Below are 15,069 nucleotides of genomic sequence, written 5' to 3'. Positions count from 1 at the left end.
CCCTAGGCCGCCGACCGCGATCGGCGCAGGCGGCGGAGCTGCGCGTCCAGGTAGGGCCGGGCGCGCCGCTGCCCACCGGTCCGGGTGATCGCGGCGGCGAGGTCGCCCAGGGCTCGGGCCAGGCGCGCCTCGTCGGCCGGCCAGCCCCGGCGGCGGCACTCCTCCAGCCACTCGACCGGGCTGCGGTGGCCCCGCTCGCCGTTGCAGCGCGAGCAGGCGGCGACCTCGTTCTCCAGCCACGACGGCCCGCCCTTGACGCGGGGCACGACGTGCTCGGTGGTGGGGCGGACCAGCGGGGAGAACCGGCGCCCGCACCACATGCAGGTCGGCCCGTCGCGGTCCAGGAGCAGCTGGAGCCGGGCGGCGCGGTCGGGCTGGGCGCTCATCGCACCCATCGTCCCGCGATCCGGGCCGGGCCGCCGCGGAACGCCGAAGGGCCAGGCCTCCCTGCCGGGGTGACCTGGCCCTTCGCGTGCGGTGGGCGATACTGGGTTCGAACCAGTGACCTCTTCGGTGTGAACGAAGCGCTCTACCACTGAGCCAATCGCCCGTTGCGCCTCTGATTGTGCCAGACGCTCATCGCCAGAGCGGTACCCACCCCGGCACCCAGTCGGGGACGCCCACCAGGTGCAGGCTGACGACGAGGATGCCGTACACGAGGGCCGCCGTCGCCAGCGCGAGCAGCAGCCGCACCCAGACCGGCTGCGCGGCGACCCAGTCGGTCCAGCGCGCGACGTGGCGCTTGGTGAACTCGAGCAGCCGCTCGGCCCAGGTGAACTCGGTGGCGAGGATGAAGAGGCCCGCGATGACCGTCAGCCACCCCGGTCCGGGCAGCGGGATGGTGACCAGGCCGATGGCCACGATGAGGCCGCCGGCGATCCCCACGCCCACCCGGTAGCCGTGGTTGACGCTCCGGCGCACGGCCAGCCGCCTCCGCCAGCGCGCCTCGGCCACGCGCTCGCGCAGGCTGCGCACGTCATCGGCGTCGTAGCGCGCGCGCCGCTCGTCCGGGGTCTCCGGGTGCTGGCGCACGCCCGCCGCCGGTGCCGCCGTGGTCTCTGATCCGCTCAGCTGGTCACCTGCCCGGTCGCGACTACCTCCGTCGGTGCCGACGGAGCCTGCCGACCGGGCTCGAGCAGATGCCGTATCCGGGGAAGCCGTCGAGGCCGGTCACCTGGGAGCCTACGGCGCCGATCTCGATCTGTGACCGCACGACGTCGCACGTGGCGAGCGCCACCGGGTCGCCGAGCCCCCCGCACGACGCACGTCGCGGCGGTGGCGACCCGGCCGGTGCGACACGCCCAGCAGGTTCGGAACACCCGTCCGTGGCGCATGATGCGGGTGTGACCAGAGCACACGAAGCACGTCACTTCTCACAAGCGCCGTCGTTGGAACTGTCATGACCAGCCGATGGACGCCCGGCCACATCTCCCCCGTCACCCTGCAGCTGGTCGGCCCGCGCTCGTGGACGGAGGTCCCGGCCCTGCTCTGCTACGACCCCACCGATCCCTACGCGGTGCGCATCGCCTTCGGTGACGCCGGGGACTCGGACGACGCGGTCGACGGCGAGGAGAGCGTCGCCTGGCTGGTGAGCCGGGAACTGCTCCAGGCCGGCCTCGAGCACCCCGCCGGCGACGGCGACGTCCGGGTGTGGCCCGCGCGCGCCACGGCCGACCTGCTGTACCTGCACCTGCGGGCCCCCTCGGGCGAGGCGCTCTTCGAGCTCTCCCGCGCGACGGTCGCCGCCTTCCTCCGCCACACCGAGGCCCTGGTGCCGTCCGGGTCGGAGGGCGCACTGCTGCAGCTGGACGCGGAGCTCGACGCCCTGCTGTCCAACGGCGGGCCGGACTCGCCAGGGCACTGACCTGCGAGAACGCTCCGGCGGCCCCCCGGGGGAAGGGGGTGGGGGACCCCCCCTGCACACCCCCTCCGGACGTCCGCTAGAGTTCTTCTCGTAACGCGGACGTGGCTCAGCTGGTAGAGCATCACCTTGCCAAGGTGAGGGTCGCGGGTTCGAATCCCGTCGTCCGCTCGGAACCTCGGGCACCGGTCGAGAAATCGGTGCCCGCGTGCGGTGGAGTGGCCGAGAGGCGAGGCAACGGCCTGCAAAGCCGTCTACACGGGTTCAAATCCCGTCTCCACCTCGTCGCTTCCTCGCGGGGCACGAGCGCGGAGGAGGGTCCGGTCGTCAGGCCGGAAAGGGCGATTGGCGCAGCGGTAGCGCGCTTCCCTGACACGGAAGAGGTCACTGGTTCGATCCCAGTATCGCCCACCACGACAGCAGAGCCCCGGGCCGCGGCCCGGGGCTCTGCTGCGTCTCGGGACGGCGTGCCCGTGGTCGGCGCACGTGATCGAGCTCGCACCACCGCACGGTGACGATTCCCCGGGCGGCCGGCGCTCAGCTCCGCAGCGGCTCGACCCGCTGGGCCCAGAAGCGCTCGACCTGCTCGGCCAGCTGCTCGAGGGACCCGCTGTTGTCCAGGACGACGTCGGCGACCGCGCGCCGCTGCTCGTCGCTCGCCTGCGTGGCGATCCGGGCACGCGCGTCGGCCTCGGCGAGACCTCGCCCGACCAGCCGGGCGAGGCGCGTCGACAGGTCTGCCTCCACGACGACGACGAGGTCGTAGGTTCCCGCCTGCCCGGTCTCCACGAGCAGGGGGACGTCGTTGACGACGACGGCGTCGTCCGGCGCCGTGGCGACCAGCTCGGCGGACCGCTGCCGCACCATCGGGTGGACCAGTGCATCGAGCCGACGGCGGGCCTCCTCGTCGGAGAAGACGATCGCCGCCAGTGCGGCGCGGTCGAGGGAGCCGTCGGCCGCGAGCACCCCGTCGCCGAACGCGGCCGCGACCGCGGCGAGCCCCGGGGTGCCCGGCTCGAGCACCTCCCGCGCGATCCGGTCGGCGTCCACGACCACCGCGCCCCGTTCGGCCAGCAACCGGGCCACGGTGCTCTTGCCCGAACCGATGCCACCCGTGAGTCCGATCCTCAGCACGCACGGACAGTAGCGACCGCCCGGACGCAGATCACGGAGAGGTAACACGCCGCCGACGCGCCGGGCGCGTCGCAGCAGTCACACGCGCACCACCGTTAACGTCTGCCCCGGCGATCTTCCCCGCCGAGAGAGGCAGAACGAGAACATGTCACGTCACACGCCCGTCGCATCCCCGTCGTCCCGCGCCGCCGGCCGGCACCGGCTCGGTGCTGCCTCGGGCGTGCGCTGCGCCGACATCCCCGCCGTCCGCGAGCGGATGCAGTACCAGCGCCCCGCCGTCGCCCACCGCAGCTCGCTGCTGCGCTGGATGTTCTCCACGCCGACCACCGGCCGTCACACCTGGAGCTTCCTCGCCGGCTCCGGCGGCCGCCCCCGCACGGCGTTCGCCATCATCCTCAGCCTCTGAAAGAGGCCCCTCCTGCAGGGAGGGCGGGCCGACCCCAGCCGGGTCGATCACGATGCGAAGGGCCCGTGGACACCGTCCACGGGCCCTTCGTCGTGCTCGCACCCGCGCCGACGCACCCGCGGGGCTCGGGCAGCGGCCGCGAACGTCAGAGGCCCAGGACCGCTCGGGTCCTGGGCCTCTGACGTTCAGCGCTGGCGGGTCAGACCCTCAGGTCACTCCCCGCCGGCCAGCTTGGCACGCAGCGCGGCGAGCGCCTCGTCGCTGGCCAGCGTGCCGCCGGTGCTGGCCGGGGCGTCCGGGCCGGCAGCGTCGTCGCTGGAGTAGCTGCCGCCCGCCGCAGCCTCGGCGTCGGCCTCCTTGGCCGCGGCGATCTGCTTGCGGTGCGCCTCGTAGCGCGCCTGGGCCTCGGCGTACTGCCGCTCCCACGCCTCGCGGGCCTCGTCGTAACCCTCGAGCCACTCGCCGGTCTCGGCGTCGAAGCCCTCGGGGTAGATGTAGTTGCCCTGCTCGTCGTAGGACGCAGCCATGCCGTAGGCGGCCGGGTCGAAGGTCTCCTCGTCGCCGACGACGCCCTCGTTGGCCTGCTTGAGCGACAGCGAGATCCGGCGGCGGTCCAGGTCGATGTCGATGACCTTGACCAGGATCTCGTCGCCGACCTGCACGACCTGCTCCGGGATCTCCACGTGGCGCTCGGCCAGCTCGGAGATGTGCACCAGGCCCTCGATGCCCTCGTCGACGCGCACGAACGCACCGAAGGGGACGAGCTTGGTGACCTTGCCGGGGACGACCTGCCCGATCTGGTGCGTGCGGGCGAACTGACGCCACGGGTCCTCCTGCGTCGCCTTCAGCGACAGGGAGACCCGCTCGCGGTCCAGGTCGACGTCGAGGACCTCGACGGTGACCTCCTGGCCCACCTCGACGACCTCGGACGGGTGGTCGATGTGCTTCCACGACAGCTCGGAGACGTGCACCAGGCCGTCGACGCCGCCCAGGTCCACGAACGCGCCGAAGTTGACGATCGAGGAGACGACACCCGAGCGGACCTGGCCCTTGGCGAGCTTGTTGAGGAACTCGCTGCGGACCTCGGACTGCGTCTGCTCCAGCCACTGGCGGCGGGACAGGACCACGTTGTTGCGGTTCTTGTCCAGCTCGATGATCTTCGCCTCGAGCTCGCGGCCCACGTAGGGCTGCAGGTCGCGGACGCGGCGCATCTCCACCAGCGACGCCGGGAGGAACCCGCGCAGGCCGATGTCCAGGATGAGGCCACCCTTGACGACCTCGATGACGGTGCCGGTGACGACCTCGTCGGCTTCCTTCTTGGCCTCGATCGTGCCCCAGGCGCGCTCGTACTGCGCGCGCTTCTTGGAGAGGATCAGCCGCCCTTCCTTGTCCTCCTTCTGGAGGACCAGGGCTTCCACCTCGTCGCCGACGCTGACGACCTCGTTCGGGTCGACGTCGTGCTTGATGGACAGCTCGCGCGAGGGGATGACGCCCTCGGTCTTGTAGCCGATGTCCAGCAGCACCTCGTCCCGGTCCACCTTGACGATGACGCCCTCGACGATGTCGCCATCGTTGAAGTACTTGATCGTCTGGTCGATCGCCGCGAGGAAGTCCTCGGCGGTACCGATGTCGTTGATGGCGACCTGGGGAGTGCTGGAAGGACGGACCTGAGTGGAGGTCATGTGGTTGGTTGCTCCGGACGGTTTATGCGTAGGGACAGGACGACCCGCGGCCGTCGGACCGCGGGGAGGTACAGCGGGGAGAACCGGCGCGGGCATTCCCGGAAAGGGAAGGGCACGACAGACCTCTGGCGCGCCTCCATGGTACGGACGCCGGGCGCGTCCGGTCCACCTGGGTGGGAGCGGTCTTCCCCGGTCGGCGGCGTGTCACCATCGGCGTGTCATGGACGCATCCTCCGCCGGCCCGCCCCTCCCCCTCGGCAGCGACGGCTACCCGGCCGCCGGGGGCGTCGCCCGCCGCCCGGCGGGCACCGCGGAGTCGGTGCGCGCCAACCGCCGCTGGTGGGACGCGGCCGCGCCCGCCTACCTCGCGGAGCACGGCCCCGACCTGGGGGACGCCGACTTCCTCTGGTGCCCCGAGGGGCTGCGGGAGGCCGATGCGCACCTGCTGGGCGACGTCGCCGGCCGGCGGGTGCTCGAGATCGGCTGCGGCTCCGCGCCCTGCGCCCGGTGGCTGCGGACGGCCGGGGCCGAGGTCGTGGCCATGGACCTCTCCGGCGGCATGCTCGCCCGCGCGGCGGAGCTGAACCGGTCCACGGGCATCGCCGTCCCGCTGCTGCAGGCCGACGTCGGCGCCCTCCCGGTCGCCGACGCGAGCGTCGACGTCGTGTGCTCCGCGTTCGGCGGGCTGCCCTTCGTCGCCGACGTCGAGGGGGCGCTGAGCGAGGTGGCACGGGTGCTGCGACCCGGCGGCCGGTTCGTGGCCTCGGTCAACCACCCGATGCGCTGGCCGTTCCCGGACTCGCCCGATCCCGAGGACCTGCGGATCGTGGCCTCCTACTTCGACCGCACGCCGTACGTGGAGACCGACGGTGCGGGCCGGGCCGTCTACGTGGAGCACCACCGCACGGTCGGCGACTGGGCGCGCGCCGTCGTCGGCTCGGGCCTGGTGCTGCAGGACCTGGTCGAGCCGGAGTGGACGCCGGGCCGCACCGAGAACTGGGGCCAGTGGTCCCCCGAGCGCGGCGCGCTGGTGCCCGGGACGTTGATCATCGTCTGCGGGAAGCCGGCGGCCTGATCCCCGCGCCGGTCACGCCTCCGCCGGCTCCCCCGCGATGGGCGGGCACCCGCGCCGCACCCACAGCTCGTGCGCCGCGGCCGTGATCGCGGCCGCCAGCGGGACGAACAGCAGCGCGCCGGCGATCCCCCACAGGACGCCGCCCGCCGTGACGGCGATCAGCACGGTGGCGGCGTTGAGCGGCAGGCGGTTCTTCATCACCCACGGCTCGACGACGTCGTTGCCGATCTGCTGGACCACCACCACCAGCGCCAACACCAGCAGCGCCGTCGTCAGCCCGCCGGAGCCGTAGGCGACGGCCACCGCGAGGAGGCCGGCGACGAAGGCACCGATCGTGGGGATGTAGGAGGCGAGGAACTGCAGCACGGCCAGCGTGAGCGCCAGCGGGACGCCGATCAGCAGCAGCCCGGCGCCGATGCCGACCGCGTCGAACAGCGCCACGACCGTCAGCCCGCGCACGTACCCGCCGACCGTCGTCCAGGCCGCACGACCGGCGGCGTCGACGTCCTCGCGCACCTGGCCGCCGAACTTGCCCAGCAGCCAGCCCCACATGCCGGCCCCGCCGGCCAGGAAGAGGAAGGCCAGCACCAGGGTGAGGAAGGCGGCGATCAGCACCTCGGCGACGGTCTGGGCGGGGCCGAGGAGATCGCCGGCGCTCGCGCCCCCGGCCCCCGAGCCGCCACCGGAGGAGTTCGCCCACGGCACCTGGATGCCGAACCGCTCCGACAGCTGGGCGGTGACCTGCTGGAACTGGTCGCGCAGCTGGGGCAGCTGACCGACGATGCGGGCGCCCAGCCCGGCGGCGATCCCGGCCACCGCCGCCAGCAGCAGGGCGAGGGCGCCCAGGGCGCCCAGCCAGCGCGGAACGCCCGTGCGCTCGGCCCACCCCACCGCGGGCGCGGCGACACCGGCCAGCAGCAGCGCCACGGCCACGGCCACCAGGGGCAGGGTGAGCCGGACCGCGAACCCGGCGAGCAACCACAGCAGGACCGCCAGCACGAGCAGCCGACCACCCACGGCCGCCGACCGGGCCAGCCAGGGCGGGACCGACTGCTGCCCGGGACCGGGCGGGCGTGGAGAGCTCATGCCTCCGACATGATCAGCAGCGCGGCAGCTGACACATCGGCCCGGGAGGGCCTCAGTGCGCGGCGGCGTCCCAGCTCGGCCCGACGCCGACCGAGACCTCCAGCGGCACCGAGAGCTGGGCCGCCCCGGCCATCTCCCGGCGGACCAGCGCCTCCAGGGCGTCCTGCTCCCCCGGCGCGACCTCGAGCACGAGCTCGTCGTGGACCTGCAGCAGCATCCGGGACCGCAGGCCCTCGGCGGCGATCGCCTTCTCCACGTTGAGCATCGCAACCTTGATCACGTCGGCGGCGGAGCCCTGGATGGGCGCGTTGAGCGCCATCCGCTCGGCCATCTGCCGGCGCTGCCCGTTGTCGCTGGTGAGGTCGGGCAGGTAGCGCCTGCGGCCCAGGGTGGTCTCGGTGTAGCCGGTCTGCCGGGCGTCGTCCACGACGCCGTCGAGGTAGTCGCGGATGCCGCCGAAGCGCTCGAAGTAGGCGTGCATCTGCTCGCGCGCCTCCTCCACGGAGATGCGCAGCTGCCCGGACAGCCCGTAGGCGGAGAGGCCGTAGGCCAGGCCGTAGCTCATCGCCTTGATCCGGCGCCGCATCTCCGGGTCGACCTTCTCGATCGGGATGTCGAACGCCCTGGACGCGACGAAGGAGTGCAGGTCCTCCCCCGAGGTGAACGCCTCGATGAGCCCCTCGTCGCCGGAGAGGTGCGCCATGATCCGCATCTCGATCTGGCTGTAGTCCGCCGTCATGAGCGACTCGTAGCCCTGGCCCACCACGAACGCCTGCCGGATCCGGCGGCCCTCGGCGGTGCGGATCGGGATGTTCTGCAGGTTCGGGTCGGTCGAGGAGAGCCGGCCGGTGGCCGCGATCGTCTGCTGGAACGTGGTGTGGATGCGGCCCGCGTCGTCGACCATCGGGATGAGGCCGTCGATGACGGTGCGCAGCCGCGTGACGTCGCGGTGGCGGAGCAGGTGCTCCAGGAACGGGTGCCCGGTCGTGGCCAGCAGGCCGGTCAGCGCCTCGGCGTCGGTGGTGTAGCCGGTCTTGTTCTTCTTGGTCTTGGGCAGACCCAGCTCGTCGAAGAGCACCGCCTGCAGCTGCTTCGGGGAACCGAGGTTCACCTCCCGGCCGATGACGGCGTAGCACTCGGCCGCCGCCGCGGCGACGCCGTCGGCGAACTCCTTCTGCAGGTCGTGCAGGAACTCCAGGTCCGCGGCGATGCCCCGGTACTCCATCGCGGCGAGCACCCGGGTGAGCGGCAGCTCGATCTCGCCGAGCAGGTGGCCGCCACCGCGCTGGCCGAGCACCTGCTCCAGCGCATCGGAGAGGTCGTTGACCGCGACGGCCTTGAGGACGTCGGCCTTCGCGGCCTCGGCGGCCCGGTCGTCCTCGCTGGGCCCGAGCCCGTCCAGGGTGAGCTGACCGTCGGCCTCGGCGGCGTCCTTCAGCTCCCGGCGCAGGTAACGCACCGCGAGGTCGCCCAGGTCGAACGAGCGCTGCCCGGGCAGTGCGAGGTAGGCGGCCAGCGCGGTGTCGCTGACGACCCCGGCGAGCTCCCACCCGCGCGCCCAGATGGCCAGCAGCGGGCCCTTCACCTCGTGCACGACCTTGGGGCGCTCGGCGTCGGACAGCCACGCGGCGAGCGCCTGCTCGTCGGCGACGTCCAGGGCCGGGCCGAGGTCGACGAAGGCGGTGTGGTCGTCCGCGGCGGCCAGCGCCAGCCCGGTGAGCTCACCGGTGCCGCGACCCCACGTGCCGCGGAAGATGACGCCGGTCTGCCCGGTGCGGGCGTGGGCGTCCAGCCAGGAGCCGAGCTCGCCGGCCGGGACCTCGTCGACGGTGACGTCGAAGCCGCCCTCGACCTCCGGCTCGGCGCTGGTCAGCGTGGCGAACAGCCGGTCGCGCAGCACGCGGAACTGCAGGTTGTCGAAGAGGGTGTGCACCTCGTTGCGGTCCCAGGCCTGGACGGCGAGGTCCTGCGGCCCGACCTCGAGGGGAACCTGCCGGTCGAGCTCGGTGAGGCGCCGGTTCTGCAGCACGGAGGAGAGGTGCTCGCGCAGCTTCTCCCCCACCTTGCCCTTGACCGTGTCGACCTGGTCGACCAGGGCGTCGAGGGAGCCGTACTCCCGCACCCACTTGGCGGCGGTCTTCTCACCGACGCTCGGGATGCTGGGCAGGTTGTCGCTCGGGTCCCCCCGGAGGGCGGCGAAGTCGGGGTACTGCACGGGGCTCAGCCCGTACTTGGCCTCGACCTCCTCCGGCGTGAACCGGGTCATGTCCGAGACGCCCTTGCGCGGGTAGAGCACGGTGACGTGCTCGTTGACCAGCTGCAGCGCGTCGCGGTCGCCGGTGGCGATCAGCACGTCCATGCCGTGCTCCACCGCCTGCACGGTGAGCGTGGCGATGACGTCGTCGGCCTCGTAGCCCTCGGCGGTGATCACCGGGACCCGGAGCGCGCCGAGCACCTCCTGGACGAGGCTCACCTGGCCGCGGAAGTCGGTCGGGCTCTCGGCCCGGTTGGCCTTGTACTCCGCGTAGATCTCGCTGCGGAAGGTCTTCCGGCCGACGTCGAAGGCGACGGCGAGGTGGGTGGGCTGCTCGTCGCGCAGGATGTTGATCAGCATCGACGTGAAGCCGTAGACGGCGTTCGTCGGCTGGCCCGTGGTGGTCGAGAAATTCTCCACCGGCAGCGCGAAGAACGCGCGGTAGGCCAGCGAGTGCCCGTCGAGCAGGAGCAGGCGCGGGCGCGTGCCCGTGCTCGAGGGGGCGGCGGGCGCGGAGGTGGCAACCGGAGCGGACATCGTCGACGATCCTAGGGGCGGCTCCCGACAGAACCGGGGCGCCGACCGCTGGCTACGGTGCCAGCCGTGACCACCCCTCCCCCGGACTGGCTGCCCGACGGCATCAGCAGCCCTCTCGACGACAAGCTCGGCGTGCGGATCACCGACTGGAACCCCGACCGGCTGGTCGCCACGATGCCGGTCGCCGGCAACGAGCAGCCCTTCGGTCTGCTGCACGGCGGGGCCACCTGCACGCTTGCCGAGACGATCGGGTCCATGGCCGCGGCCGTCGGCGCCGGCCCGGACCGGCAGGTCGTCGGCATCGAGCTCAACGTCAGCTATCTCCGCGCGGCGACGGCCGGCACGGTGACGGCCGTCTGCACGCCGGTGCGCCGTGGGCGGACGCTCTCGACCTTCCTGATCGACATCACCGACGACCAGGGCCGTCGGACCGCCACCGCGCGGCTGACCTGCATGTCGATGGCCGCGCGGGGCTGAGCCCGCCGGATCGGCCGCGTCCCCCGCCCGGTCTACATCTCGCGACTGTCCGCAACGCCCGCAGCACGGCGTGTCGCGGAAAGGTCACAGCTCGGCGCACGGTGGCGGCTTGACCGCGCAACTGCGTTAGGTTCCTGCCTCAACGAATCCGCCGAGGAGGTCGAGTGACGCACCCGACGGACCGTGTCCGCCGGCACGGTCGACGATGCAGGCCCGCACGCGCGTGGTCTGGGAAGCCGGCCGGCACACCGGGGAGCGGCGGCCTCACGGCCCTGCGCCTGCTGCTGGTCGCGCTGTTCACCGCCGGCCTCGCCACGCTGACCCCGGGCGCCGCGCACGCAGCGGAGGACCCGGCGGAGACCGCGAGCGAGCAGGTCTCCGGCACCCTGCGCACCAGCCTCAGCGGCCCCATCGAGGGGGTCGAGGTCGTCGTCACCACGCCGGACGGCGACGAGGTCGGCACCGACGAGACCGACGAGAACGGCCGGTTCGCCGTCGAGCTGCCCGGCCCCGGCGAGTACACGGTCACCGTCCCCGAGGACGCGCTCCCCGAGGGGGTCGAGTTCAACTCGGGCAACAGCCGGACCGTCACCGTCGACCCCGGTCGCAACCAGGGCGTCATCATCGGCCTCGACGACGGCAGCCGGAACTCCGGCGGCGGCACGGTCCGGTGGGTCCAGCTGCTGGTGGACGGCCTGCGCTTCGGCCTGCTGATCGCCATGGCCGCGGTCGGCCTGTCGCTGATCTTCGGGACGACCGGCCTGACCAACTTCGCGCACGGGGAGCTGGTGACCATCGGCGCCATCGCCGCCTGGTTCATCAACGTCGAGGGCGGGGTGCCGCTGATCCCGGCCGCGTTGCTGGCGATGGTGATCGGCGCCGTCGTGGGCCTGCTCAACGAGCGCCTGCTGTGGCGGCCGCTGCGCCGCCGGGGCACCGGCCTGGTGGCCGCCCTGGTCATCTCGATCGGCCTCTCGCTGCTGCTGCGCTACGCCTACCAGATCTTCTTCGGGGGCAGCTCGCAGGCGTACGCCGACTACCGCGGGCAGCGCGCCGTCGACTACGGCCCGTTCAACATGACCGACAAGGACCTCTACTCGATCGTCATCGCGCTGGTCGTGCTCCTGCTGGTCGCGCTGATGCTGCAGCGGACCACGATGGGCAAGGCGATGCGCGCGGTGGCCGACAACCGCGATCTCGCGGCGTCGTCGGGCATCGACGTGAACCGGGTGATCCTGGTCGTCTGGATGATGGGCGGCGCGCTGGCCGCGCTGGGCGGCGTACTGCTCGGGCTGTCCGACGAGGTCCAGTGGGACATGGGCTTCCGGCTGCTCCTCCTGATGTTCGCCGGGGTGACCCTGGGCGGGCTCGGCACCGCCTACGGCGCGCTGGTCGGGAGCATCGTCGTGGGCGTCTTCGTGCAGATGTCCACGCTGGTCATCCCCAACGACGTCAAGTACGTCGGCGGGCTCCTGCTGCTGATCGTGATCCTCATGGTCCGACCGCAGGGCATCCTCGGCAGCCGGGTTCGGGTGGGTTGAGCAATGGGTGAGTTCATCGACGCGCTGGCGATCGCGGTCAAGGCAGGGATCGGCTTCCAGGCCGTCTTCCTGGCCCTCCTGGCGCTCGGCATCAACATGCAGTTCGGCTACGCCGGCCTGCTCAACTTCGGCCAGATCGCCTTCGCCATGGTCGGCGCCTACGGGATCGCGGTCTCGGTCAGCCAGTGGGGGCTGAACTTCTGGGTCGGGGTCGCCATCGGGCTCGCCGCCGCGGTGGTCCTGGCGCTCCTGCTGGGCCTCCCCACGCTGCGGCTGCGCGCGGACTACCTCGCCATCGCGACCATCGCGACGGCGGAGGGGCTGCGGCTGCTGTTCCGCTCGGTGTCGGCGACGCCGGTCACCAACGGCTCCCGCGGCATCTCCGGCTTCAACCGCGGCTTCGTGGAGCTGGCCCCGTGGGACACCAGCCGCCGCTACCGCCTGCTCGGCACCTTCTGGAGCGGTGCGGACCTGTGGGTGACGGCGGTGGGCTGGACGCTGGTCGCCCTCGGCTGCCTGCTGGTGTGGGGCCTGGTCCGCAGCCCGTGGGGCCGGGTCGTGAAGTCGATCCGCGAGGACGAGGACGCCGTCCGCGCGCTCGGCAAGAACGTGTACGTCTACAAGATGCAGGCGCTGGTCCTCGGCGGCGTCTTCGGTGCCCTCGGGGGCATGGTCTACGCCCTCGGCACCGGGTCGGCGACCCCGGACCAGTACCAGAACGCCAACACGTTCCTCGCCTACGTGGCGCTCATCCTGGGCGGCGCCGCGCGCGTGCTCGGGCCCGTCGTGGGCGCCATGCTGATGTACTTCATCATCCAGTTCGCCGACTCCGGTCTCCGGAGCATGATCGAGACCGGTGTCATCCCCGAGGGCCTGCTGTCGACGACCGACGTCGCCCAGATCCGCTTCGTCATCATCGGTCTCGGGCTGATCCTGCTGCTGGTGTTCCGCCCGCAGGGGATCTTCGGCGACCGACGAGAGGTGATGCTCGATGCCCGCTGAGCCCATCCCCACCGGCGCCACGGCGTCCGGCGCCACGGCGTCCGGCGCCCGCATGCTGGCCCGCGAGGCGCTGCGCGACGTCCCCTGGGAGATCGGCGTCGCCAAGCCGGACCCGACGATCGTCGTGGACGGCGTGACCCGCACCTTCGGCGGGCTGACCGCCGTCTCGGTCGACCACCTGGAGATCCAGCGCGGCGGCATCACCGGCCTGATCGGCCCGAACGGGGCCGGGAAGACCACGCTGTTCAACCTGCTCACCGGGTTCGACCAGCCCGACGGCGGGACCTGGTCCTTCGACGGGCGACCGCTGGGCAAGCTGGCGTCGCACCAGGTGGCCCGGCTCGGTGTCGTGCGCACTTTCCAGCTCACCAAGGCGCTGTCCCGGCTCACCGTGCTGCAGAACATGCTGCTCGGCGCCCAGGGCCAGAAGGGCGAGGGCTTCTTCTCGGCGCTCGTCCCCGGGCTGTGGCGGGCGCAGGAGCGGGCCAACACCGAGAAGGCGCTGGAACTGCTCCGACGGTTCAAGCTCGACGCCAAGAAGGACGAGTTCGCCGGCACCCTGTCCGGTGGTCAGCGCAAGCTCCTCGAGATGGCCCGGGCGCTGATGAGCGACCCGAAGGTGGTCATGCTCGACGAGCCGATGGCCGGCGTGAACCCGGCCCTGACCCAGAGCCTGCTCGGGCACGTCAAGGACCTGCGCGAGCAGGGCATGACGGTCATCTTCGTCGAGCACGACATGGACGTGGTCCGCGACATCAGCGACTGGGTCGTGGTGATGGCCGCGGGCAACGTGATCGCGGAGGGGCCGCCGGAGTCGATCAGCCAGAACCAGGCCGTGGTCGACGCCTACCTCGGCGCCCACCACGACGCCCCCCTCAGCATCGAGGAGGAGGACGCGCAGCTCGCCGAGGCCGAGGACACGATCGCCCGGCAGCAGGGCCGGGGCGGGGACACCCTCCGCTCCGACGGCACGCACCGGAAGGGCGGCGACCGATGACGATCGATCCGGGCGCGGGCGGAGACCCGCGCACCAGCACGAACCCCGAGTACGAGTTCGACCGGCCGGTCGACCAGGGCACCGGCGCGCCGGTCGCCGCGGGAGAGGACGGCCCCACGGCCGGCCTCTCCCCCGCCGAGCTCGCCGCCACCCGGCCCGAGCACACCCGGCTGGCCGAGGGCGCCCTGGTGCGGGGCGACGAGCTCGTCGCCGGCTACGTCCCCGGGGTGAACATCCTCAACGGGTGCGACTTCTACCTGCAGGAGGGCGAGCTGGTCGGCATCATCGGCCCCAACGGGGCCGGGAAGTCGACGCTGCTCAAGACCCTCTTCGGGCTGATCCCGGTGCGCTCGGGCACGGTGACGCTGCGCGGGGAGGACATCACCTCGGCGCCCGCGCACCGGCTGGTGTCCCTCGGTGTGGGTTACGTGCCGCAGAACAACAACGTGTTCCCCTCGCTCACCATCGAGGAGAACATGCAGATGGGCGCCTACCTGCGGCCCAAGGTGTTCAAGGAGCGGTTCGACTACGTCGCCGAGCTGTTCCCCATGCTCGGTGAGCGGCGTCGGATCAAGGCGGGCTCGCTCTCCGGCGGCGAGCGGCAGATGGTCGCCATGGGCCGGGCGCTGATGATGGAGCCGTCGGTGCTGCTGCTCGACGAGCCCTCGGCCGGCCTCTCCCCCGTCTACCAGGACGAGGTGTTCATCCGGTGCCGCCGGATCAACGCCACCGGGGTCTCGATCATCATGGTCGAGCAGAACGCCCGGCGCTGCCTGCAGATCTGCGACCGCGGCTACGTGCTCGACCAGGGCCGCAACGCCTACACCGCGACCGGCGAGTCGCTGATGCACGACCCGAAGGTCATCGAGCTCTACCTCGGGACGCTGGCCAAGGCGCACTGACCCCCGCTCGGCACGCACACGGCGCCGGCACCCCGCACGGGGTGCCGGCGCCGTCGTCGTCCTGACCGGTGCGCCGCGGGTGGCCCCGGGCCCGTGGTCGCGACCCCAGGCGTGT

14 protein-coding genes and 4 tRNA genes are annotated in these 15,069 nt (G+C 72.4%); 11 read left to right on the top strand and 7 right to left on the bottom strand.

What is annotated here, in order from left to right; genetic code table 11:
• Positions 1–2 precede the first annotated feature (2 nt).
• From ACI79K_RS07090 to ACI79K_RS07080, 3 genes are all read right to left on the bottom strand, one after another.
• Positions 3–386, bottom strand: a complete 384-nt coding sequence (locus ACI79K_RS07090; RefSeq protein WP_456588615.1) for an HNH endonuclease — start codon at positions 384–386, stop codon at positions 3–5.
• 92 nt (positions 387–478) lie between these two features.
• A tRNA-Val gene (locus ACI79K_RS07085) sits at positions 479–550 on the bottom strand.
• Positions 551–576: 26 nt separating this feature from the next.
• Entirely contained in the window at positions 577–1,032 is a 456-nt protein-coding gene (locus tag ACI79K_RS07080; protein ID WP_456599334.1) for a TIGR02611 family protein, read from the bottom strand.
• A gap of 367 nt (positions 1,033–1,399) precedes the next feature.
• Here ACI79K_RS07080 and ACI79K_RS07075 point away from each other — a divergent pair, with 367 nt between their 5' ends.
• The 4 genes from ACI79K_RS07075 (at position 1,400) to ACI79K_RS07060 (ending at position 2,275) form a co-directional block, all read left to right on the top strand.
• On the top strand, positions 1,400–1,864 hold the full coding sequence (locus tag ACI79K_RS07075) for an SsgA family sporulation/cell division regulator (RefSeq protein WP_456599333.1): 465 nt from the start codon (positions 1,400–1,402) through the stop codon (positions 1,862–1,864).
• Between the two features lie 95 nt (positions 1,865–1,959).
• Positions 1,960–2,032: transfer RNA gene (locus tag ACI79K_RS07070), tRNA-Gly, on the top strand.
• A gap of 41 nt (positions 2,033–2,073) precedes the next feature.
• Positions 2,074–2,144: transfer RNA gene (locus ACI79K_RS07065), tRNA-Cys, on the top strand.
• Positions 2,145–2,200: 56 nt separating this feature from the next.
• Positions 2,201–2,275, top strand: a tRNA-Val gene (locus tag ACI79K_RS07060).
• A gap of 123 nt (positions 2,276–2,398) precedes the next feature.
• On the opposite strand, the gene coaE is transcribed toward ACI79K_RS07060, so the two are convergent.
• On the bottom strand, positions 2,399–2,995 hold the full coding sequence (gene coaE / locus ACI79K_RS07055) for a dephospho-CoA kinase (protein WP_456588612.1): 597 nt from the start codon (positions 2,993–2,995) through the stop codon (positions 2,399–2,401).
• 145 nt (positions 2,996–3,140) lie between these two features.
• Here coaE and ACI79K_RS07050 point away from each other — a divergent pair, with 145 nt between their 5' ends.
• A complete protein-coding gene (locus tag ACI79K_RS07050) occupies positions 3,141–3,401 on the top strand; it encodes a hypothetical protein (protein WP_456588611.1) in 261 nt (86 codons plus the stop codon).
• 212 nt (positions 3,402–3,613) lie between these two features.
• Here the strand turns inward: ACI79K_RS07050 and rpsA are convergent, their stop codons facing one another.
• Positions 3,614–5,083 carry a 30S ribosomal protein S1 gene (gene rpsA, locus ACI79K_RS07045; protein ID WP_456588610.1) on the bottom strand — a complete coding sequence of 490 codons (1,470 nt, stop codon included), beginning with the start codon at positions 5,081–5,083 and terminating at the stop codon, positions 3,614–3,616.
• 220 nt (positions 5,084–5,303) lie between these two features.
• Between rpsA and ACI79K_RS07040 the strand changes: the two genes are divergently transcribed.
• The gene (locus ACI79K_RS07040; protein ID WP_456588609.1) at positions 5,304–6,158 is read left to right on the top strand and encodes a class I SAM-dependent methyltransferase; all 855 of its coding nucleotides are present in this window, start codon (positions 5,304–5,306) and stop codon (positions 6,156–6,158) included.
• Between the two features lie 12 nt (positions 6,159–6,170).
• Here the strand turns inward: ACI79K_RS07040 and ACI79K_RS07035 are convergent, their stop codons facing one another.
• Positions 6,171–7,244 (bottom strand): AI-2E family transporter, encoded by a 1,074-nt coding sequence (locus ACI79K_RS07035; protein ID WP_456588608.1) that lies wholly within the window; start codon positions 7,242–7,244, stop codon positions 6,171–6,173.
• Positions 7,245–7,296: 52 nt separating this feature from the next.
• Positions 7,297–10,035: a DNA polymerase I gene (gene polA / locus ACI79K_RS07030; protein WP_456599332.1), complete on the bottom strand. Its 2,739-nt coding sequence runs from the start codon at positions 10,033–10,035 to the stop codon at positions 7,297–7,299.
• Between the two features lie 66 nt (positions 10,036–10,101).
• Here polA and ACI79K_RS07025 point away from each other — a divergent pair, with 66 nt between their 5' ends.
• The 5 genes from ACI79K_RS07025 (at position 10,102) to ACI79K_RS07005 (ending at position 14,954) form a co-directional block, all read left to right on the top strand.
• Positions 10,102–10,512, top strand: coding sequence for a PaaI family thioesterase (locus tag ACI79K_RS07025; protein WP_456588606.1), 411 nt, complete (start codon positions 10,102–10,104; stop codon positions 10,510–10,512).
• Positions 10,513–10,676: 164 nt separating this feature from the next.
• Complete coding sequence (locus ACI79K_RS07020) at positions 10,677–12,053, top strand: branched-chain amino acid ABC transporter permease (RefSeq protein ID WP_456588605.1); 1,377 nt, start codon at positions 10,677–10,679, stop codon at positions 12,051–12,053.
• A gap of 3 nt (positions 12,054–12,056) precedes the next feature.
• Entirely contained in the window at positions 12,057–13,055 is a 999-nt protein-coding gene (locus ACI79K_RS07015; RefSeq protein ID WP_456588604.1) for a branched-chain amino acid ABC transporter permease, read from the top strand.
• Positions 13,045–14,052 carry an ABC transporter ATP-binding protein gene (locus ACI79K_RS07010; RefSeq protein ID WP_456588603.1) on the top strand — a complete coding sequence of 336 codons (1,008 nt, stop codon included), beginning with the start codon at positions 13,045–13,047 and terminating at the stop codon, positions 14,050–14,052. Before ACI79K_RS07015 ends, ACI79K_RS07010 begins: the two co-directional genes overlap by 11 nt.
• A complete protein-coding gene (locus tag ACI79K_RS07005) occupies positions 14,049–14,954 on the top strand; it encodes an ABC transporter ATP-binding protein (protein WP_456588602.1) in 906 nt (301 codons plus the stop codon). Before ACI79K_RS07010 ends, ACI79K_RS07005 begins: the two co-directional genes overlap by 4 nt.
• Positions 14,955–15,069 lie beyond the last annotated feature (115 nt).

The organism is Blastococcus sp. SYSU DS0616, from assembly GCF_054051015.1.
Note: the sequence above shows the minus strand (reverse complement) of the source record. Positions and strands in the feature narration are given on the sequence as shown.

Coding starts and splice junctions, on each gene's coding strand:
- ACI79K_RS07090 (WP_456588615.1), bottom strand. CDS start 386: ATGAGCGCCCAGCCCGACCGCGCCGCCCGGCTCCAGCTGCTCCTGGAC.
- ACI79K_RS07075 (WP_456599333.1), top strand. CDS start 1,400: ATGACCAGCCGATGGACGCCCGGCCACATCTCCCCCGTCACCCTGCAG.
- ACI79K_RS07050 (WP_456588611.1), top strand. CDS start 3,141: ATGTCACGTCACACGCCCGTCGCATCCCCGTCGTCCCGCGCCGCCGGC.
- rpsA (WP_456588610.1), bottom strand. CDS start 5,083: ATGACCTCCACTCAGGTCCGTCCTTCCAGCACTCCCCAGGTCGCCATC.
- ACI79K_RS07040 (WP_456588609.1), top strand. CDS start 5,304: ATGGACGCATCCTCCGCCGGCCCGCCCCTCCCCCTCGGCAGCGACGGC.
- ACI79K_RS07035 (WP_456588608.1), bottom strand. CDS start 7,244: ATGAGCTCTCCACGCCCGCCCGGTCCCGGGCAGCAGTCGGTCCCGCCC.
- polA (WP_456599332.1), bottom strand. CDS start 10,035: ATGTCCGCTCCGGTTGCCACCTCCGCGCCCGCCGCCCCCTCGAGCACG.
- ACI79K_RS07015 (WP_456588604.1), top strand. CDS start 12,057: ATGGGTGAGTTCATCGACGCGCTGGCGATCGCGGTCAAGGCAGGGATC.
- ACI79K_RS07010 (WP_456588603.1), top strand. CDS start 13,045: ATGCCCGCTGAGCCCATCCCCACCGGCGCCACGGCGTCCGGCGCCACG.
- ACI79K_RS07005 (WP_456588602.1), top strand. CDS start 14,049: ATGACGATCGATCCGGGCGCGGGCGGAGACCCGCGCACCAGCACGAAC.